Below are 20,668 nucleotides of genomic sequence, written 5' to 3' on the forward strand. Positions count from 1 at the left end.
TAATTTATCACTTACGCCTCACCATCGTTCAAACTAAAAAGAAAAAGAAATGAAAATCATCATAGCAGGAGCATACGCCATAGGAACTTACTTGGCAAAACTGCTTTCTCGTAATATGCAGGATATCGTACTCATGGATGAGAACCCAGAGAATCTGGAGAAGATCAGTAGTGAGTATGACTTGCTAACTATGGAATGTTCACCTACGAATATCAAGGGATTGAAAGAGGCTGGTGTTGAACATGCTGACCTCTTTATCGCTGTTACTCCAAGTGAATCGGGTAATATCGCAGCTTGTGTTATGGCGCATCAGCTGGGTGCAAAGAAGACTGTTGCACGTGTGGACAATCCAGAGTATGTTGAAGAACAGAATAAGGAGTTGTTTCGTCAGATGGGTGTCAGTGATATTATCTATCCAGAAATCCTTGCAGCAAGGGATATTATCAATGGCTTGAAGATGTCATGGGTTCGCCAACGATGGGATGTACATGATGGAGCATTGGTAATGTTGGGTATCAAATTGCGTGAAACTTGTGAGATACTCAACCGTCCTTTGAAAGATATTAGTGGTCCTGATGATCCTTATCATGTAGTCGCTATAAAGCGCAATGACGAGACGATTATTCCTGGAGGTAATGATACTTTGCAGTTATATGACTTGGTTTATTTCATGACCACAAAGCAGTATATTCCGTATGTTCGTAAGATTGTTGGTAAGGAACATTATGTCGATGTACAGAATGTTATCTTTATGGGCGGTGGTAAGACTGCTGCACGTGCCGTAAAGATGCTGCCTGAATATATGAATGCGAAGATTATCGAACAGAATCCTACTCGTTGCGAGATTCTTAATGATATCTTCAGTGAAGACAGACTGGTTATCAATGGCGATGGTCGTGATATTGGTTTGTTGCAGGAGGAGGGAATCCGTCATACACAAGCTTTCGTGGCATTGACTTCAAATGCAGAAACGAATATTCTTGCCTGTCTTACGGCTAAACGACTTGGTGTTCGCAAAACTGTTGCATCAGTAGAGAACTTTGATTACGTGAATACAGCTGATGGACTTGACATTGGTACGATTATCAATAAGAAAGCACTTGCTGCCAGCCATATTTATCAGATGATGCTTGACGCAAACGTAGCTAACGTAAAGTTTCTTATGTCTATCAATGCTGATGTGGCTGAATTCGTACCAAGTCCAGACTCAAAGATAACCCGAAAGGTTGTAAGAGAGTTAAATCTTCCTAAAGGAGTGACTATTGGTGGACTTGTAAGAAACAAAGAAGGAATGCTTGTTTCTGGTAATACACAGATTGAAGCAGGCGACTCTGTTGTGGTCTTCTGTTATAATGTTGATATGAAAAAGGTGGAGAAATTATTTATTTAACCATGCTTAATCTGAAACTAATTTCCAAAATTCTTGGATCCTTGTTATGGATAGAAGGCGTACTGATGCTCAGTTGTCTATTCGTGTCCTTGTTTTATAATGGCAGTGACATTATACCATTCGTGTGGAGTATTCTCATAACAGTAGGTGCTGGTTTTATCTTCCGACTGTTAGGTCGTCATGCTGACAATCTTCTTGGACGTCGTGATGCTTATTTTGTTGTAACGATATCTTGGATTCTTTTTACGATATTCGGTACACTCCCCTTTATGATTAGCGGAGGTATTGGGAGTTTCACTGATGCTTTCTTTGAGGCTATGTCAGGCTTCACAACAACTGGTGCAACGATTATAGACTATCCTGAATATCTACCAAAAGGACTCCTTTTCTGGCGTTCATTGACACAATGGATTGGTGGATTGGGAATAGTATTCTTTACTATAGCCATTCTCCCGTCTATGGTGGGCGGTTCGGTAAAGGTGTTTGCTGCCGAAGCAACTGGTCCTATTAAAAGTAAACTACACCCACGTCTAAGCACAAGTGCTAAGTGGATATGGGTAGTTTATTTGGTTCTGACTACTGCCTGTATTCTATCATATAAGGTATGTGGTATGGGATGGTTTGATGCTTTCAACTATTCAATGACCAGTACTGCGACGGGTGGATTCTCTCCGGAGAGCGGTTCTATCACAACCTTTCATTCTCCAGCAGAGGAGTATGTCTCTGCATTATTCTGTTTCCTATCTGGTGTCAACTTCACATTGCTATATGCCTCGGCAGCAGGATTAGATATTAAGAAGCTCATAAAGAATAGCGAGTTCCGTTTCTATACCACCATGGTACTCTCGTTTGCTATCTTTATTGCTTTTGAGCTTGTTTATCGTAATCATTATGATATAGAGCATGCCTTCCGTAGTGCGCTCTTCCAAGTTGTTTCCTTTATAACAACGACAGGACTTTTCAGCGATGATGCTGCTAAATGGCCTCATGTCACATGGGTTGTCTTGGCTGCTTGTATGTTCTTTGGCGGCTGTTCTGGTTCTACCAGTGGTGGTATCAAGAGTATTCGTGGTGTGATGTTATTAAAGGTGGTGCGCAATGAGTTCCGTCAGATACTACACCCTAATGCTGTCTTACCAATGAAGGTTGATGGAGTGAATATACCACAGTCAAAGCGTGTAACACTTTTAGGTTTCATCGGACTTTATCTTATTCTGACGCTCTTCTGTGCTTTTACGATGATTGCCTTTGGTATTGATAACACGAATGCTATCACAATTACATTAAGTTGTTTGGGTAATGTTGGACCTACATTGGGTATGGAAATCGGTCCTACAATGTCGTGGGCACAGTTGCCAGACTTTGCAAAGTGGATTTGTTCATTCCTCATGCTTGTAGGTCGTTTGGAACTATTTACTGTCTTGGTACTTTTCTCTCCTGCATTCTGGAAGGAAAACTAAAGGTAAACAAAGGTTATCTTCCTGTCTGACTCGTACGGGAATTACAACTTTTATGGGCTTTTATTACTCCTGTCTTACCAACGATAGTGAATTATTTTCATGAAAAGAAATATTTATCTTCACGAAAAAAAATATTTCTTTTCATGAAGAAAAAGATTTATGATCGTGAAAGTAAATTGTTGATAACTGTAAATGCTTTCTCTATTTACTCTCCTTTGGATGTTATATAGTGTGTTATACGATGTCAAGAGTGCTTTGTTTTTATTTGCTAAAAGGAAACAAAACAATAATAAGAACTATGAACATCAGGGTATAATGCCCCGATTTGGGTATAATGTGGACTCTAAAAACTATCATACAAACTTCTTATCAGTATTTTAACAGTAATTGTGTTGGGAATAAGTTGATAATGTGTAAATTTGTAACCGATAAACTTAAATATCATAACCAAAACGCACTATAATGAAAAAGAACAAATTATTGATTTTAGTTGTTGCACTTATGGCAACACTATCACTTACTGCTTGTCTGAATGATGATTATGAAGAGCAGGCAAAACGAAACCTCCCAACTGCGGCTGAACTGAAGGCTGCAAGCCATACTATTCAAGGTCTTTATCATGGTAAACTTTCCAGATATGGTCTAAACGAACGGGAACAGATAGAAAAGCAGGATTCTGTCAGTACCACTTGGGAAATCAAGGATGATACAACACTCATCATCAAAAATATCCCAACTAAGATGTTGACAGCAAGTATCATTGATACTAACTTAAAGCAGGCGGTTGAGGCTTTGCCAAATCAGGAAATCAAATGTGCTATTAGCGTGTTCAGCGTGAAACCAATCCTCTTTTATATTGCTCCTTATCGTTTGGATTTAGGTAAGGTTACTTATGGGGGTAAAACTCATGATGTAGCTATAGCTTTCCTTTTCAAGGCTGATTATACCTATGGTGGTTATGATACTGACCGCAAGGTGCTTGGTGCTCGCCTTTTAGAGGCAGGAATAGTTGTTGATGGTGTCTTCGACAAGTCTGTTAGTAAGGGTGCAGATAGCTTCTATCTTGCTTCTGAACCAAGAGTATAAGTTTTATAAGACAATATAATCAAAAGCCCGAGAACATCTATTTGGATGTTTTCGGGTTTATTTTTTTTATAGTATAAGAAGATAATCGTTACCCTTTCTGTTGCGATATAGTTGGATAAGGAAAGTCTGAATGGATAGTGAAACTGTAGAAAACGATAAATAAAAAGAGACTATATTCATCTGTTAGATTGGAATTGTGACAATATTGTAGACTCTTTCTGCCATTCTGTCAGTCTATGTCTGTTGGCACATCATTTGTCTAATTATTGGCGAATGACGCTGTCAGTAGCAGCTGAAGGCGATATTAGTCTGATGATACTACGACGGACAAGCGTCAATAACTGAATACGAATAATAATAAAATAAAGATATACAATTATGGGAAAGATTATTGGAATTGACTTAGGAACAACAAACTCTTGTGTTGCTGTATTTGAAGGTAACGAGCCAGTGGTAATTGCTAACAGCGAAGGTAAGCGTACAACTCCTTCTGTTGTAGGTTTCGTTGAAGGCGGCGAGCGTAAGGTGGGTGACCCTGCTAAGCGTCAGGCTATCACAAACCCAGAGAAGACGATTTACTCTATTAAGCGTTTCATGGGTGAGACTTACGAGCAGTGTCAGAAAGAGGCTGAGCGTGTTCCATTCAAGGTTGTTAATGATGGTGGCTATCCACGTGTACAGATTGACGACCGTAAATATACTCCACAGGAGATTTCTGCAATGATATTGCAGAAGATGAAGAAGACCGCTGAGGACTATCTCGGTCAGGAGGTGACTGATGCAGTTATCACCGTACCAGCATACTTCTCTGACTCACAGCGCCAGGCAACTAAGGAGGCTGGTCAGATTGCTGGTCTTAACGTACAGCGTATCGTGAATGAGCCTACTGCTGCAGCGCTTGCTTACGGTGTTGATAAGGCTAATAAGGATATGAAGATTGCCGTATTTGACCTTGGTGGTGGTACGTTCGATATCTCTATCCTTGAGTTCGGTGGCGGTGTGTTCGAGGTACTTTCTACGAATGGTGATACTCACCTTGGTGGTGACGACTTCGATCAGGTAATTATCGATTGGCTCGCTGATGGCTTCAAGTCAGAAGAGGGTATCGACTTGAGAAAGGATCCAATGGCAATGCAGCGTTTGAAGGAAGCTGCTGAGAAGGCTAAGATTGAGTTATCAAGCTCTTCTTCTACCGAGATTAACTTGCCATACATCACAGCTGAGGGTGGTGTTCCAAAGCACTTGGTTAAGACTTTGACTCGTTCACAGTTTGAGCAGTTGGCACACAGCCTCATTCAGGCTTGTCTCGTTCCTTGCCAGAATGCTATCCGCGACGCTAAGTTGCAGACATCAGATATTGATGAGGTTATCCTCGTAGGTGGTTCAAGCCGTATCCCTGCAGTGCAGACATTAGTTAAGAACTACTTCGGTAAGGAGCCTTCAAAGGGTGTTAACCCTGATGAGGTGGTTGCTGTTGGTGCAGCTATCCAGGGTGCTATCCTTAATAAGGAGAGCGGTGTAGGCGACATCGTATTGCTCGACGTTACTCCATTGACCCTCGGTATTGAGACAATGGGTGGTGTAATGACAAAGCTCATCGATGCTAACTCTACTATCCCTTGCAAGAAGAGCGAGGTGTTCTCTACTGCAGCTGATAACCAGACAGAGGTTACTATCCACGTTCTGCAGGGTGAGCGTCCAATGGCAGCACAGAACAAGTCTATCGGTCAGTTCAACTTGACAGGTATTGCTCCAGCTCGCCGTGGTGTTCCACAGATTGAGGTAACATTCGACATCGATGCTAATGGTATCCTTAACGTATCTGCTAAGGACAAGGCAACAGGTAAGGAGCAGAGCATCCGCATCGAGGCTTCAAGTGGTTTGAGTGAGGAGGAAATCAACCGTATGAAGGCTGAGGCTGAGCAGAATGCTGCAGCCGACAAGGCAGAGCGTGAGAAGATTGACAAGCTGAACCAGGCTGACTCAATGATCTTCACCACCGAGAACTTCTTGAAGGACAACGGTGACAAGATTCCAGCCGACCAGAAGTCAGGCATCGAGTCTGCTCTCCAGCAGCTCCGTGACGCTCACAAGTCAGCTGACGTTGCAGCCATCGACACAGCTATCAACAACCTCAACACCGTTATGCAGGCAGCATCACAGCAGATGTATAGCCAAGCAGGCGGTCAGCAGGCAGGTCCTCAGCCAGGCGCAGACGCCGGTCAGCAGGAGCAGCCAAAGCAGGATGACACCATCCAAGATGCAGACTTTGAGGAAGTAAAGTAATATCTAACTAATACAAATAAAGCAGTAGGATAACGTTTCCTACTGCTTTTTTAAAGTTTTAAAACCTAAATTATATGAGAATTATTACTTTAGTTATCGGTAAGAAAGGAGCTGGGAAGTCAAAATGGATTCTTGAAAAGAAAGATGAAATGCTTTCTGAAGGATGGAAACAAATAGATGCCCAAAAAGAAACAGACTACAATCAAGCTATCTTCGCTTTAAAGTCTCCAACAGGTGAGGTTGCTATTTTAAACTCAGGTTCAGACCTAAAATGTATCATAAAAGAGTTTGGAGATTTCTTAGTCCAACATGAAGAAGCGTCACGAATATTCACTGCGATTCGTCCGCAAAATACAAAACAAAATACAGATCTTCATGACAGGATGTTAGAAGTGCTAAGCATTCAAGGTGATGATATTGTAGAGCGAATAGAATTATAGATCAAATTAAGATAACTGTAATGATGAGTCGCAACAGTCTTAAAGATATTGTTGCGACTTGTTAGTTATAAATAATAACCCTATAGTCCTTAAACAATACAACCAATTAATCTACGATTACTAACTTTGCACTGGTACTTACTGTGAGAAAACCAGCCTGTGCTTGTTCACACAACCTACACGCTGCTCAAAATGATTTAAAAAAGTGGTATGTAGCTTTTTATGTTTATGTGGGAATAGATGTACAGTTTAACAGCTCGTGGTGGCTATTCTTGTAATGAAATGTTTTGGAGAAGAGTCTATTACCTGTTATCATATCTTTACTCAACATCAGATAATCTAAATCAAAAATATATCAGATATACAGTATTTTAAGTATATTATTTTGGCTCTTTGCGATGTAGGAAGTACATTTGTGACGATTTTGTAATACATTGGTTATTACAGTTTATGTACATCTTGTTATTTATGTAATCTGTGATTATTGATAGCATTTAAGCAATATGAAAGAAAACATCGTCATCAAGTATCGCCATACGGTACTTTTCTATCTCTTGGCAACCCTTATCCCATGGATATTCTGGTTTGCTGCAAGTTATGTAAGTCATCATGTAGTTTATTCGGAAAGCACATGGGTAGCGCCATTGTTGGGATTGGCAGGACTTTTCTTCCCAATGTTTCTGACCATTATTTTGGTTTTTCAGCGTCAAGAACTGCGGAAAGACTTTCTTGGAAGATTCCTAAACTTGTCTTCCGATAAGTGGCAATATTATCTCACTGCCTGCCTACTGATGCCAGCAAGTATCTTGTGTGCTATGGCAGTTTCTCTGTTGTTCGGTTACAGTCCATCGCAATTCATTATTACAGGTCATTACACCTTCACTTCGGGTGTCTTCCCTGTATGGTTCCTCCTTATACTTGCACCTACGCTTGAGGAACTTGCGTGGCATGGTTATGGAACAGACTGTCTCCGTTCTCGAATGAGTCTCTTCAAAACATCTATGCTGTTTGCAGCTTATTGGGCAGTCTGGCATTTCCCCCTTGCAGGTATTAAGGGTTATTATCACGCTAATGTGGTGAGCGAGGGCTGGCTTTATAGTCTGAACTTCATCGTTAGTATTTTCCCTTTTGTTATCTTGATGAATTGGCTTTATTATAAAACCAACCGAAATATTCTCGTAGCTATTATCTTTCACATTACGGCAGGTTATTTCAATGAAATATTTGCAACTCACCCCGACAGCAAGTGTATACAGACGGTATTATTGCTTATCGTGTCTGTTATCATTGTGGTTAAAGAACGCCGACTGTTCTTTAACCGAGCATTGGAGTAGTTGGTACTCACCATTTAAATCTTAGTTCCAAGAAGAATACAATTATTTAGGTATTAACTGCACACTGGCTGGCACTCGCAGAGAGTCAGCCAGTTTTTTTATGTTGTTCAACCTGTATAATACTTGATGTAATCGTGAAAAAGCTTATTTACTCTTTTCTATAAATCTCTTATCTACTACACAAAGTTAAAAAACTGTTTGCTGTCATTTTTAACATTTACTATAGATGCTTGTTTGTCAGTGTGTTAGAATAGGTAAAAGGCTGACAGGAGTGACAACAAAATAAAAATAATCGGTGAAAAACTTGACAAGGGGTATCTCTGTATTGTATCTTTGCAAGCAGAAATAAGGAAGAATAACGACACACTAAGCGTGATTTCCTACAAACTAATTGCATCTTCCTTTTTGAATTTATTTTTCTTAAATCATTCTATTTATGTGTACAGATTTTTCTAACATGCCCAAAGACTGGGCAGTGTGCTTTATGCACGATTGTATTCTCAAGGAGCAGTGCCTACGTTATTATGCGTCTAAGACACTCTCTATTAGCCAACATTCGGCATTGACCGTTCTTCCCTCTGCTCGCTCTGGCAATAGCTGTAAGGAGTTTCACACAATGAAGAAAGAACGACTGGCGTGGGGATTCTCGCACCTTTTCGATGATGTGAAGCACAGTGACTACCGCTCTCTGCGTAGTACAATGGAGAGTCATTTCGGAAGTCGCTTTGTTTATTATCGTTACCATCGAGGAATTAATAAACTGAGTGAGGGTGAACAGAAATGGGTTGACGAACTTTTCCAGCGTTATGGCTATGCTGCCCCACGTGTTTATGATAACTACCAGACGAGCTGGAAATATTAGTAGTGCTTTCGGGAAGGAGTTAAGGAGTGAAAGGGAGTGATAGGAGTTAAGACATTAGCACGTTTTGTAAGAGAAAGAAAAGGTAATCTTTGCGTTACGAAGTGGAGTAAGTGATTTGTTATTGAGGTCTTGTTTCTGTGGTGCTAACGCTCCGCACATCATGTGTTGATGCTCCGCACGTGTGGTGCTGGTAGACAGGATAATAAAAGACATAGTAACATGTTAACTTATTTTGTGGTAGACTAAATGACAGACATAATGACATAAGGTCAGACGAGAAAAGACATAATAAGAGTTTAACTTTTTCTGTGATAGCCATAATGACATAAGGTCAGATGGAAAAGACATAGTAACATGTTAACTTATTCTGTGATAGCCATAATGACATAAGGTCAGATGAGGGAAGACATAAGTTTTTCTACGTCTCTGTTTCCTCCTTAAACCTTTAGGTTTCTCTGTACTGGTTCTGTCCTCCGTTCCTCCGTGTTCTCTGTGTGAGCCAATACAGTAGCCATAATGACATAAGGTCAGACGGGAAAAGACATAATAACAGATTAACTTATTCTGTGGTAGACTTAATGACAGCCATAATGACATAAGGTCAGATGGAAAAAGACATAAGTTTTTCTATGTCTCTGTTTCCTCCTTAAACCTTTAGGTTTCTCAGTGCTTGTTCTGTCCTCTGTTTCTCCGTGTTCTCTGTGTGAGAACTACGGCTTAACCTTTTCATTCTTTCTCCTTCTTCGCAAGCAACTTGTTCACTCGTAAACTTGTCAACTTAAAACTATCGTATATGCAATACAAGAATCTTAAGAATATTAAAGCTGAAAATCAGCGAAAACGACAGTCGGAAAGACTTAAAAATGATATTACTCGTCGTCTGCTCAACTATCTTGAGCGGAAGTATGAAATGAGATTTAACACCGCCTTAGGGTGTACGGAAATCCGTAAGGCAGGGAGTGATGAACCTTTTGTGCCTGCGGATGAACGGATGCGCAACACAATCGCTATCAAGGCGCGTCTTGATGGGATTGATGTGTGGGACAAGGACATCCGACGATATACGGAGTCGGGCTTTGTCAAGGTTTTTAATCCTGTGGACGACTTCCTCAATAGTCTGCGTGGGCGATGGGACGGAAAGGATCATATCAGGGCTTTGGCTGACTGTGTTCCTAATGACAACGCACGGTGGGCAGAATGGTTCCATACGTGGTTTCTGGCGATGGTGGCACAATGGATGGGGCTGGATGTTTCGCATGGTAACAGTGTGGCTCCGCTGCTCATCTCCCGACAAGGCTATCGGAAGTCTACCTTCTGCAAACGTCTTCTGCCTGAAGCGTTGCAGTGGGGATATAACGATAATCTTATTATGAGTGAGAAACAGAATACGCTGCGGGCAATGAGCCAGTCGCTGCTGATAAACATTGATGAGTTCAATGCCTTGTCGGCAAAGACGCAAGAGGGTTTTTTGAAGAATGTCATGCAGCTTGCAAGCGTAAAACTCCGTCAGCCTTATCGTCAGCAGCAGCTTACGTTGCCACGTGTTGCCTCTTTCATTGCTACGGCAAACGTCTCGGATGTCTTTAGCGATCCCAGTGGTTGTCGCCGTTTTATTGCAGTTACGCTGACTGGTCCAATCCATCTGGTCGACCACATAGACTATGAGCAGCTCTATGCGCAGGCTGTTGCCGAACTTGAGGCTGGTAGACGTTATTGGTTTGATGAGGCTGACACCCAAGAGATTATGGCAAACAACGTGCAGTATCAACAGCGCAGCCCTGCTGAGGCTCTCTTCTTTGAGTGCTTTTCCATTCCTAAGGACCTGACCAAGGGTGCCTATATGACAGCCGCCTCCATCTTCAGTCTTCTCCGCCAGCGATACGGCAGTCAGCTACACCTAACAAGCCTCTCCCATTTCGGTCGTGTCCTTGCCAACATCCCGAACCTCCACAGTAAACATTCTTCGCATGGCACAGAGTATTTGGTGGCAGTACGTAGTAGCCTTGACCAGTCTGCCTCTCCCATCTTAAACCGTTAGTTACTGTCCGAATAAACTTTCAATGTTGCTGTCACTACTGTCACTCCTTGATGCGTTATAAGTGGTTTATAATCTGTTCGTTGCGTAAAGTGTTAAAAGTGACAGCAACTAAAAACAAAACTATGTTTGCTTTATTGACATTCAGCATGAAAAGTTTTTTGTAAAAACCTTTTCTCTTTATTCTTTATATAAATATTTTATATTATATTTGCAAGGTGTTACCCATGTTAATGGAAAGTGTAACTAAAAACTCATCTATGAAAGAGCGCAAGGAAAGACACTATATATTTTCTTGTTCGTAAATGACGATAAAGTGAGAGGATATTTAATATCTAAGCTACAAAGTGTTCTAAGTCTTGCTGCTATGAATAAGATAAAAGCTACAAAACTGATAAGATGAAAAAAGAAGTAATTCAAGAATTATACAATGGCTTTGAAGCTGTGGCTGTAGAGGTCGAGGAGATTGAATGTTGGAGTGCACGCGAACTTCAGCTGCTTTTGGGTTATTCTAAATGGGAGAACTTCTCGAAAGTAATAGATAAAGCCAAAATTGCCTGTGAAAATGTAGGGAGTTTGGTTTCTGACCATTTTCCTGACGTCAGGAAAATGGTTAATCTTGGGTCTGGGTCAGAAAGAGAGATTGATGATATTCTCTTAACTCGCTATGGCTGTTACCTAATTGCACAAAATGGTGACCCACGTAAAGAACAGACTTCTACATATAGAGGCACCAAAGCATTTGGTTCAAAGTGCCAGCCTGGAAGTTTCAAAGAGCCATAATGACACTTTGGATTACACTTTGGAAGAAGTTGCACTTATAAAGTTTGTCAAGGAGAAACCACAAGCAACACAAAAGGAAATTGCTGTGCATATAGGTAAGTCTGAGCGAACCGTAAAACGTATGACAACGCGTTTGTCAGAACGTGGCATTATTGAACGCAAAAATGGTAAGTGCAATGGCTATTGGGAGATTAAAAGCAAAGAACTAAACAACTAAAATCTAATTTATGAATCGCTATTCACTTAAAATAAAATTATATTAGATATAAATGCTATTCTGTAAGCAAAGTTTTTTGTAAAAAACCTTTTCTCTTTATTCTTTATATAAATATTTTATATTATATTTGCAAGGTGTTACCCATGTTAATGGGAAGTATAACTAAAAACTTATCTATGAAAAGGTGCTTGGAAGACAGCAAAATACTACTTTATATGTATAAAGAATTCGAAATGAAAGATGAAGAGAAGACTAATTTGTTTTCAAGTTGCAATCATATTCGTTTTTAGCAGGCAAGTAACTCATTTTTGTCATAAAACGTTGTAGATTTTTCAATATAAATTGAAAATAGTTAGATATTTGTCTAGCAGAAATTGTGTGTAAATTTTCTAATTAAGTAAGATAAACATTTATAGTATGAAAAATATGGAAACAACTTTTCCTCGTTTTATTGTAGATAAACCTGTTGGTGAGGATCTTTCTGAAGGACAGTCTCAGTCAAGATTAGCAGAGAGTATTTCTGATTACATTCGAAAGACAGACAATGATAATCAGGTTGGTCAGGTAAGTATACCACGTATAATAGGGTTGGAAGGTCGTTGGGGAACGGGTAAATCAAATGTAGTTGCAAAGATAGAAGAGAAACTAAAATCTGATTCTTATTATACATTTACTTATGATTCATGGGGGCATCAAGAAGATTTACAACGTCGTTCTATATTAGAGACTCTTACTAATAAGCTTATACAAGATGGTGTACTTAGTGGGGAAGTTAAAATAAAAATGAGGAGTGGAAAAGACCACGTTGCAGAATGGGCTGATCAACTTCAAATGCTTCTATCTAATAAGACGACCACGATAACTAAATCTATCCCTAAATTCTCTTGGACTGCTATTGTTGGTATTTTGACAGTAGGATATTTTGGTTTGTCAACGACAATATGTAGCCAATTAATTGATAATAAAATAGAACTAAGTTTGCTATGTATATTATTAATAGAGTTGTGCCCTATAATATTAGCTTTTATTTTTGCTATACTGTATGCAAGCTGTAACGAAAAATGGGGGGATCTCATAACTTTTTTTACACAAAAAAATGATAATACAATAGATGAGCAATTTACATCTAGTGAAGAGCCATCTGTGACTGAATTTAAAAATTGGTTACAAGCAATTTCAGAACAATTAAATAATAAAAATTCTAAAAAGAAGAAAATCATTATCGTATTTGATAATATGGATAGACTTCCCTCTTATAAAGTTGTTCAGTTATGGTCTCTTATTTATACATTCTTTGCAGGAAGTGACTTTCAAAGTATATGGGCGATAATACCTTTTGATTATAGGCATTTATGTGAGGCTGTATTTTCTAAAGATGAAGAAAATTCGTATAAATTTAAGCAGTTTGTTAATAAGACCTTCCCAATTGTATTTACTATTCCTAAACCAGTTTTTACAGATTATCGAGAACTTTTTAGAAAATTCTTTGAAAAAGCTTTTGGGAAGAATGAGCATGATGAAGAACATATTTGCCAAGTGTTTATGTGTTTAGAAGATGAACCAAATCCCCGTTCCGTTATCTGTTTCATAAATGAACTTGTAGCATTACGCCACCAGTGGCCTGAAGAGCAGTTTCGCCTTCAGAACCTAGCCTTATATGTATTGAAGAAAGAGTACATATTGTATGATCAAGATGGGACTATGGAAAGTCGCCTTTTATCAAATGAACTTTTCGACAAGGTAAATAGTTTCTACCCACAGACAGACAATGTAAGAGTGCAACTATGTCAATTTGCCTATGGCATTGAAGATGAAAAATTGGCTGGTGAACTTCCGCTTAGAAATGTATTATTGAGTTTGATTAATAATGGGAATTCTATTTCAGAATATGCAAAATCTCCACACTTTGTTCCTGTTTTAGAATCTATTCTTACTTCTAGGTCTATTACAAAAGACTGTCTTGCGAATGCAGTTAAGAGTTTCAACTCGCTCGATACTTCTAATTTTAATGAGGAAGAACAAGAACGGCTTAATAAAAAATGGGATGCGCTTGCGAATATGAAATCAGAAATAGATTTCACGGAGATAGAAAATGATGAGACTATACATACTTTAATACAGAAAGTTTCAGAAAATTGTGCTAAACGATTACTTAAATCATACTGTAGCAAAATATCCAAATGTAGTTTGATAAATGGAGCAAACTATTATATCGTATTGAACAATCTCCAAGAAGCGATTGATAATACATATAAGGAAATTAATATAATAGGAATGTTGCAGGAAAGAAAAGTTACTCCAAAGATATTTGAGGAATATGTGAATGCTGCAGGAGAGAATTATCCTATATTCAAAGTCTCCACAGATAATCAACTACTCAATGAGTATGTATTAGATAATACACTAAAAGGCATAGATTCTACTATTTTTATGTTTCAATTAGTACTTAAAGACCCACGATATAATTTTAGTGTATTGAGAAATGAACTTTCAGAGCGAATTGAACATTGGGCAAATGATGACGATAATCTTCGTCTTTCCGCACTTGTGAATCGCCTTTTGCATGATGGAGATGATATGTTGGAAACACATTTTAATGCTGAAACCATAAATCCGAAGGCTCCTGCTATTTGTTCTGCTCCTTGGAATGAGTTTTCAAAGCAAGGTAATGAAGACATAGCCGCAATGTATGTTGCAAACGGCTATGACATTACCAATTTTGAGGATAGGATGGTTCCAAGAGTAAGTCATATAATCGAAAAGTATATAAATTATACTAGCCTTATAACTAGATTGGGTAATTCTGGCAGTGCTCTATATAAAATAAATCGATATATGATAGAGAATTGTGTTGGAAGCAAGCTTAATCCAAAATATGTTGCTCAAAACATACAAAGTATTAAGAATGCGCTAAATATCACTTATGAAGTTTTATTTAAACAATTTAATCGTTGCCCTTTTAAATGGGATGAAAATGATATAAGTTCTTATAGTAGCTATGTTCTTGAACCATTATTCGAAGATTATAAGAGTAATCCTGGAAGTTTCACACACGGGCTTATTACATTGGCAGTAAAAGCAATGGAAAGGCAACCTGAAGGTTTCTTAAATAGTGGTAGTTACTGGATTAGTTTTGTGAAAGTCTTCCTCGGAATGAAATGTCTACCATCAACAAATGAACAGCTTACAGTAGAATTAAAACAACATCTGGATTATGTTACTAGTTGTAATGCTATTAGAGATGAAGAACTTCTAAATTGCTTATTAAGCAATTCACCCGATACGTCCATATTTATTAGCTACCTTAACGACAAGATGTCGGTTTACTTTACACAGAACTATACCAATAATATACAGTTCCAAGTCTTTGGAAAATTATTTCCAAGACTATATAAAAATATTGCTGTAAATACATGTATAGGCATAATAGAACATTTCATTAAACCTGTTTATCATGACGAAAAATGTGCAGAGATCATTACAAGTTTTTCTGACTTTTATCTCTATATATTCAAAGTTGGAGTAACTGTTGGTCAGCCTATCCTAAAAAATATGTTAGAATTAGAAATATATGAATCAATACATGATAAAATTGCTACATTGATAAATAATAAGCAAGATGATTCTAGTAAAAACAATACATAAAAGTTGATTATATTGCTGATATTATACGAAAAGCTGTTATAAGACAATTACAAGATGGATTATCAAACATTGCTTTCGTCTTTGCACATAGAGTCATAGTAAATATTATATGATAACATCCAAGATGTTTACTAATCGATACTACTCAAATTGAGGAAATATTTTTGCGTCATGCAAATGTCAGGTTCTGATAATCAGTGTCGGATAAGTTTGAGGAAGAAAACCATACTTATGCATAAACAAACCCGCAGCAACGGATTGATTGCTGCGGGTTGTTTTGCATACTAATAAACTTGATATCCTTTTACAACGTCAACTCAACGATATAATCAATATCAGTAGGGACGGTGTCGAAGTTAAGGGTGATGCCGTTGCCAGTCTTTGTGAAGTTGACACGCTTGTTGGTGCCAAAGACGGTGGCGGACTTGATTTTGTGGTTGCCAGTAGGGATGAAGAGGCTGGAGTCCATACAGTTTAGGATGTGGATGTAGAGTTTGTTACCACGCTGTGTACTTACACCCCAGTCGTGTGGCCCAACGATACCACCACGAGTGCCGTAGATGGTTTCACCATATTGGTTCAGCCATTTACCTAAGGACTGAAGACGGTTGAGGGCAAGTTCGGGAAGGGCTCCACCTGGTTCTGGACCGATGTTGAGCAGGAGGTTGGCATTCTTTCCAGCAGCACGAACAAGCATTTGAATCAACTCTTTGGGTGATTTGTAGAGGGTGTCAGTGATGTTGTAACCCCAATGCTCGTTGATAGTCTGGCATGATTCTAAGGGTAGGCGACCGATGCTCTGACCAGAGAGACCAGCCTTGTTCTCACCCGGTAGGTCACGTTCGAAGATTTGGATATCCTCGCCAGGGAAAGGAGTATGGTGATGATTGTTAGCAATGAGGCACTGTGGCTGCAGTTTGTGAATCAAAGCATACTGCTCCTCCAACTGCCAATCGAAAGGTTTTGCATCGCTGTCATGATCCCACCATCCATCAAACCAGATTGCACCCACCTTTCCATAGTTAGTGAGCAATTCCGTCAACTGCGTGTTCATAAACTTATAGTAGCTTGCCCAGTCAGCCTTCTCTTTTGTTCTACCAGTACCAGTTCCTGTTCTTCCCACTGGATAGTCTTCACGTCCCCAGTCAAGGTGAGAATAATAAAGGTGCAACTTGATACCATTACGTTGGCAAGCATCAGCCATTTCTTTTATGATGTCACGTTTGAAAGGAGTTCCATCAACGGAATTATACGTGCTGGTGGCTGTCTTAAAGAGTGAGAAACCATCGTGGTGACGTGTCGTAATGGTGATATACTTTGCACCAGCAGCTTTGATAGCTTTCACCCAAGCATCCGCATCAAACTCTGAAGGATAGAACGTCTTTGCCAATTTAGGATATTCCTTATAGTTGATATCCCTGTTGGTCATAATCCATTCGGTAGTACCCATCATTGAGTAGAGTCCCCAATGTAGAAAGATACCAAACTTCTCGTCTTGAAACTGTTCGCGTGCTTTAAGATTCTCAGCCGTTGGATGATAAGTCTCTTGTGCCATACCGACGTAACTTGTCAGCAGTGTTGCGATTAAAAGTAGAGTCTTCTTCATGTAAGAATTTTGTTGTTTAGATTTTGAGTACAAAGATAATAAAAGTACAGCAGATAATGCCCCACTTCGTAAAGAAAGTGTAGGTAGAACCATGGGGGTAGGGTGATGTTATGAAGAAAACAGAAGGACTCAGTCTGTTGGTTGTTGTGTCGGTGGATTCAAGAATGTATAAATATCTTCTTTCAATCTTAGGAATGGTTCAGCGTTCGTATAACCAACATTGCGACGGAGCATAGGGATAATCGCCTCCGTACTATGACCATAACTTGATAGTTCGTTTCGACGTTGCGTATCGTGTACTGCATTGCGGTTAATCTCGTCTTCACGTTCGCGAATGAGGATGTCACATACTCGTTTCAATACCGGTACGATAATATTATCAAAGAGATGATGACCTTGTATATATAAGTAGGTTGTTGAAGGTGTAACCCCTAAGGAACGCAGTTCGTCTTTTAGTTTTAGATAGCTATCCTTTGCGTTCGGATTTTCCTTTTGCAGTTGTCGTACACGCATCTGCACCTTATGGCGTAGCCGTTGAATACTTTCAGTTGCCCCTTGTAGAGAGAAATTACCAATCTCCACAACTCGATTAAAGTCGGAGATCGTAAAACGTCGATGAATACCTTGGCGATAATGCCAGATACTCCAGACAAAGAGGGGATGTATACTCTCACTGTACAGCTTTAGGAATTCTTCGAAATTAAAGATAGAATGGTCGTTGAGCGTTACTGCTACAGTCACATCATGTAGGCTCGGTGCATAACATTGTAGATTTTCAATAGCGTAAGCATAGGTATGAAAAACGTATGGGTTGTTGATTACTTCATCGGATAGTGGGGTAGTTCCTTGTAGCAGATAGTCATAATCAGCATCAACGCAAGCAATCATGTTCTCACCAATATTCTGCGAAACAAGGTTCATCAATACCGACCGTTTGCCCTTGGTAAGGTTTAATCGCGATGGCAACATCACTTCAAAGTAACGCTCCTCGTTCTCAAATCCGCTTAAGACAGTGCGCCAAAAGAAGATATCGTCATACGCTTCCACGTATGCGATAATCTTTCTCCGTGCCCGCTTACCGTTCAATCGGTTTGCTGCATCAATATAAGCCGATGATAGGTTGTCGCTCAGTCTTTTTCCCATCGCTCCCTCCTTCTGACAATCATTTATCGGTTATGTCCGTAACCTCTGTCACACGATCAATCCATCCGTTCATGATGACAGCTGGACTGTGGGTTGTGAGGATAATCTGAACATTCGGATTCAGTTCTAAGATGAGGTCGATTAAGCGTTTCTGCCACTCTATATGCAGACTCACTTCTGGCTCATCCATAAAGAGAACGTAATGCTCATTGTCCTCAACCAATACGGTCAGCAGGATAACCAAAATCTGCTTCTCGCCACTTGACAACTGATAGGGAGCGAGGACTTCACCTAAAGAAGAGAATTTTATTTCATTCTCCGAGCGAATAATCTTCTTACCTGTTTCGGTAAAGAGGTCGTCCAAAATATCTTGGAAACGTTTCTTAGGTTGTGATATCTGTTGTGCTTTCTCTGCAGCATCAGCTTCACCACTTTGTAATGTCTCGATAATACGATTACCGATATTCACCTGATAGTCAAGATACTTGCGCTGAAGCTGAAAGAGCTGCCAATCAAGTTCTGTAACAAGATCGACGTTAATCTTGCTGATACTATCCGAGTTCATCAGTGGACGGTCAAACGAGCGGATAATGTCATAACGTATCCACCGCGCATCATTAGGACTTACCTTCAGTCGGACACCCTTCAGTGAATGGCTGGGGAATTCACCACCTTGCGACAGACTGCGTATCACCTTATTAAGTATGGTACTCTTCCCGACACCATTGATACCACTTAGGATATTCACCTGTCGGTCCAGTGTCCAGCGAATGTGTTTCTTCCCGCTCCAAAGCGAGTCTATCTCAATCTCTTCTATGTAATCTGCGTATTTCTGCATACTCGTAGATATAGTGACAATCGTAGTGCAAATATAAGGAATTTTGCTTTAATGGCAATAAGAAAGTCTTATTTTAATGTAAATACCACATTTATGGTATGCTAAATAACATAAAGAGAGTATTTCACATGTTGGCAAATATCCGTACCTTTGCATCCGTGAACATTAAGTAAGAAATTAAATCCCTAAAGAATATGGCAAAGATAGTAAACAAACTCACAGAACTTATCGGTAATACACCGCTGTTAGCACTTAATAAATTCTCAGCAGAAAGAGGACTCAAAACTCCTGTTCTTGCAAAGGTTGAGTATTTCAATCCCGGTGGTAGTGTGAAGGATCGTATAGCATTGGCGATGATAGAGGATGCTGAGGCTAAAGGACTCTTAAAGCCAGGAGCTACAATCATTGAGCCAACCAGTGGAAACACAGGTGTTGGCTTGGCTTTGGTGTCAGCAGTGAAGGGTTATAAGCTTATTCTCACTATGCCAGAGACCATGAGTGTGGAACGTCGTAATCTCGTAAAGGCTTACGGTGCTACTGTGAAGTTGACAAGTGGAAAGGATGGTATGAAGGGTGCTATCAAGGCTGCGGAGGAGTTGAGAGATTCTATTCCGGGTAGTATTATCCTTCAGCAGTTCGAGAATCAGGCTAATCCAGAACGTCACTATCTTACTACGGGTCCTGAGATTTGGCGCGATACAGATGGTAAGGTTGATGTCTTTGTAGCTGGTGTAGGTACTGGCGGTACAGTGAGTGGTATTGGTCGCTACCTCAAAGAGCAGAACCCTGATGTGAAGATTATTGCTGTTGAGCCAACCTCATCTCCAGTTTTGAGCGGTGGAGAGAGTGGACCACATAAGATTCAGGGTATTGGTGCAGGCTTCGTACCAAACACTTATAATAATAAGTATGTTGATGAGATATTCCAAGTAGAGAATGATCAGGCTATCCTTGCTGGTCGTCAGTTGGCACAACAAGAAGGTTTGTTGGTTGGTATCTCATCTGGTGCAGCAGCCTTTGCAGCTACTGAGATTGCTAAGCGTCCAGAGAATGCTGGTAAGACCATCGTAACCTTGCTGCCAGATACAGGTGAGCGTTATCTCTCAACAGTGCTTTACGCCTTTGACGAGTATCCTCTTTAATTGTTTTCAAATTCTAAAATACTTTCCCAACAGACTGCTTTTGTCCTTAAGACACGGCAGTCTGTTTTTATTTTTAGGTAGGAAGATAATGCTTTTATAGTTTGATAAATACTATTTTGACATTTGAAAATGTTTTACACAAATGAGACTTTAACTCCTATTGACACTATAAAATAATGCTTTAGTTTCCCTCTTTCTAACGTTCAGATTATCAGTCGATTGCAAACTCGTAAAAGAAAAGGTGCTTAATTGGCTTCTTAAAGGGCGTTAGTAACACCTCAAAAGGGCATCTTTTGCAAGCCAAAAGGGCGTTAATTCGAATGCAGAAGGTGCTTGATTAAAAACGAGGGGACAGTAGATATTTAGTGGGGATAGGCATATATTTTGGCAAGCCTAAAAAG

The 20,668-nt window shown here is 39.6% G+C and carries 14 protein-coding genes and 2 pseudogenes; 12 read left to right on the forward strand and 4 right to left on the reverse strand.

Annotated features, from left to right (window positions below; all coding sequences use genetic code 11):
• The first annotated feature begins 49 nt into the window (after window positions 1-49).
• From trkA to HMPREF1505_RS00870, 7 genes are all read left to right on the forward strand, one after another.
• On the forward strand, window positions 50-1,390 hold the full coding sequence (gene trkA / locus HMPREF1505_RS00840) for a Trk system potassium transporter TrkA (protein WP_036921152.1): 1,341 nt from the start codon (window positions 50-52) through the stop codon (window positions 1,388-1,390).
• 2 nt (window positions 1,391-1,392) lie between these two features.
• A complete protein-coding gene (locus tag HMPREF1505_RS00845; protein ID WP_036921155.1) occupies window positions 1,393-2,850 on the forward strand; it encodes a TrkH family potassium uptake protein in 1,458 nt (485 codons plus the stop codon).
• Between the two features lie 462 nt (window positions 2,851-3,312).
• Window positions 3,313-3,936 (forward strand): DUF4840 domain-containing protein, encoded by a 624-nt coding sequence (locus HMPREF1505_RS00850; RefSeq protein WP_036921158.1) that lies wholly within the window; start codon window positions 3,313-3,315, stop codon window positions 3,934-3,936.
• Between the two features lie 378 nt (window positions 3,937-4,314).
• Window positions 4,315-6,222 (forward strand): molecular chaperone DnaK, encoded by a 1,908-nt coding sequence (gene dnaK / locus HMPREF1505_RS00855; protein WP_036921161.1) that lies wholly within the window; start codon window positions 4,315-4,317, stop codon window positions 6,220-6,222.
• A gap of 74 nt (window positions 6,223-6,296) precedes the next feature.
• On the forward strand, window positions 6,297-6,662 hold the full coding sequence (locus HMPREF1505_RS00860) for a hypothetical protein (RefSeq protein ID WP_036921163.1): 366 nt from the start codon (window positions 6,297-6,299) through the stop codon (window positions 6,660-6,662).
• A 503-nt stretch (window positions 6,663-7,165) separates the two neighbouring features.
• A complete protein-coding gene (locus HMPREF1505_RS00865; RefSeq protein ID WP_036921166.1) occupies window positions 7,166-7,996 on the forward strand; it encodes a CPBP family intramembrane glutamic endopeptidase in 831 nt (276 codons plus the stop codon).
• A gap of 436 nt (window positions 7,997-8,432) precedes the next feature.
• Window positions 8,433-8,858 (forward strand): DUF6078 family protein, encoded by a 426-nt coding sequence (locus tag HMPREF1505_RS00870; RefSeq protein WP_197017484.1) that lies wholly within the window; start codon window positions 8,433-8,435, stop codon window positions 8,856-8,858.
• A 54-nt stretch (window positions 8,859-8,912) separates the two neighbouring features.
• Here HMPREF1505_RS00870 and HMPREF1505_RS13065 read toward each other — a convergent pair whose 3' ends face one another.
• The gene (locus HMPREF1505_RS13065) at window positions 8,913-9,071 is read right to left on the reverse strand and encodes a hypothetical protein (RefSeq protein ID WP_155948901.1); all 159 of its coding nucleotides are present in this window, start codon (window positions 9,069-9,071) and stop codon (window positions 8,913-8,915) included.
• 580 nt (window positions 9,072-9,651) lie between these two features.
• On the opposite strand from HMPREF1505_RS13065, the gene HMPREF1505_RS00875 reads away from it, so the two are divergent.
• From HMPREF1505_RS00875 to HMPREF1505_RS00890, 4 genes and pseudogenes are all read left to right on the forward strand, one after another.
• Window positions 9,652-10,896: a VapE domain-containing protein gene (locus tag HMPREF1505_RS00875; protein WP_036921172.1), complete on the forward strand. Its 1,245-nt coding sequence runs from the start codon at window positions 9,652-9,654 to the stop codon at window positions 10,894-10,896.
• 396 nt (window positions 10,897-11,292) lie between these two features.
• Window positions 11,293-11,613, forward strand: a pseudogene (locus HMPREF1505_RS00880) (BRO family protein); the annotation flags it as partial.
• A pseudogene (locus HMPREF1505_RS00885) lies at window positions 11,597-11,893 on the forward strand (winged helix-turn-helix transcriptional regulator); the annotation flags it as partial. The pseudogenes HMPREF1505_RS00880 and HMPREF1505_RS00885, both read left to right, overlap by 17 nt.
• A gap of 426 nt (window positions 11,894-12,319) precedes the next feature.
• Window positions 12,320-15,538, forward strand: coding sequence for a P-loop NTPase fold protein (locus HMPREF1505_RS00890; protein ID WP_231480312.1), 3,219 nt, complete (start codon window positions 12,320-12,322; stop codon window positions 15,536-15,538).
• Window positions 15,539-15,842: 304 nt separating this feature from the next.
• On the opposite strand, the gene HMPREF1505_RS00895 is transcribed toward HMPREF1505_RS00890, so the two are convergent.
• The 3 genes from HMPREF1505_RS00895 to HMPREF1505_RS00905 all read right to left on the reverse strand — a co-directional run bounded on the left by HMPREF1505_RS00895 (window position 15,843) and on the right by HMPREF1505_RS00905 (window position 19,125).
• Window positions 15,843-17,144 (reverse strand): alpha-L-fucosidase, encoded by a 1,302-nt coding sequence (locus tag HMPREF1505_RS00895; protein ID WP_036921179.1) that lies wholly within the window; start codon window positions 17,142-17,144, stop codon window positions 15,843-15,845.
• Between the two features lie 129 nt (window positions 17,145-17,273).
• Window positions 17,274-18,287: a DUF4435 domain-containing protein gene (locus tag HMPREF1505_RS00900; protein WP_036921181.1), complete on the reverse strand. Its 1,014-nt coding sequence runs from the start codon at window positions 18,285-18,287 to the stop codon at window positions 17,274-17,276.
• 19 nt (window positions 18,288-18,306) lie between these two features.
• The gene (locus HMPREF1505_RS00905; RefSeq protein WP_025837893.1) at window positions 18,307-19,125 is read right to left on the reverse strand and encodes an AAA family ATPase; all 819 of its coding nucleotides are present in this window, start codon (window positions 19,123-19,125) and stop codon (window positions 18,307-18,309) included.
• Between the two features lie 194 nt (window positions 19,126-19,319).
• Here HMPREF1505_RS00905 and cysK point away from each other — a divergent pair, with 194 nt between their 5' ends.
• Window positions 19,320-20,267, forward strand: coding sequence for a cysteine synthase A (cysK, locus tag HMPREF1505_RS00910; protein ID WP_009011384.1), 948 nt, complete (start codon window positions 19,320-19,322; stop codon window positions 20,265-20,267).
• The last annotated feature ends 401 nt before the right edge of the window (window positions 20,268-20,668 follow it).

Source organism: Prevotella sp. ICM33, assembly GCF_000517825.1.
GTDB classification, from domain to species: Bacteria; Bacteroidota; Bacteroidia; order Bacteroidales; family Bacteroidaceae; genus Prevotella; species Prevotella melaninogenica.